Here is a 618-nt window from a genome sequence, read left to right on the forward strand (position 1 = left end):
CATCCTCTCCCCGTATAGTGACGGGGAGAGGGGCGCTGTCGCCGGCGATTTCGCCAATCGCCGGCGTTGCAGGAAACGAGCCAGCGCCGCAGTCAGCCTCTTCTCCCCGTCTCTATACGGGGAGAAGTGCCCGGCAGGGCGATGAGGGGCGGCGCCACCGTCTGGCAAGATAAGAACCTAGTCACGAAGCCGAATTGGTCAGAAGCCGGCTTGCTTGACTGCAACAGGGACGAACGAATGGACATTTTTGACGAAGCGGCAACAAAACCGAAAGACGATGCTGACATCCGCGTCGGCCGGCGGGTGCGGGCATTGCGCCTGGAGCGCAACCTCTCGCTGGCCGACTTGGCCGCCAAAGCCGGCATCTCCATCGGCGCGCTGAGCCAGATCGAACGCGGCATGTCCTCGCTGCGCGTCAAGGTGATCTGGCCGCTGGCCGCCGCCCTCGACATCGAGCCGTCGGCGCTGATCACCGACGGCAATGAGGCGGTCAACGACCTCTACTGCGTGCGCGCCGATAAGCGTCGCGCGATCCCGGTGAAGTCCGAGGGCATCGCCAAGGCGCTGCTGTCGCCGCCCGCCGCCACGCTCACCGGCATGCTGGTCACGGTCGAGGCC

General features: G+C 65.7%; 1 protein-coding gene. It reads left to right on the top strand.

Features of this window, described 5'->3' with window-relative positions; all coding sequences use genetic code 11:
* Positions 1-237: 237 nt before the first annotated feature.
* Positions 238-618, top strand: a 381-nt coding sequence (locus EOA24_RS40215) for a helix-turn-helix transcriptional regulator (RefSeq protein ID WP_133375073.1), incomplete at its 3' end; no start/stop codon positions are given.

This window comes from Mesorhizobium sp. M2A.F.Ca.ET.039.01.1.1, from assembly GCF_003998035.1.
Lineage (GTDB): Bacteria > Pseudomonadota > Alphaproteobacteria > Rhizobiales > Rhizobiaceae > Mesorhizobium.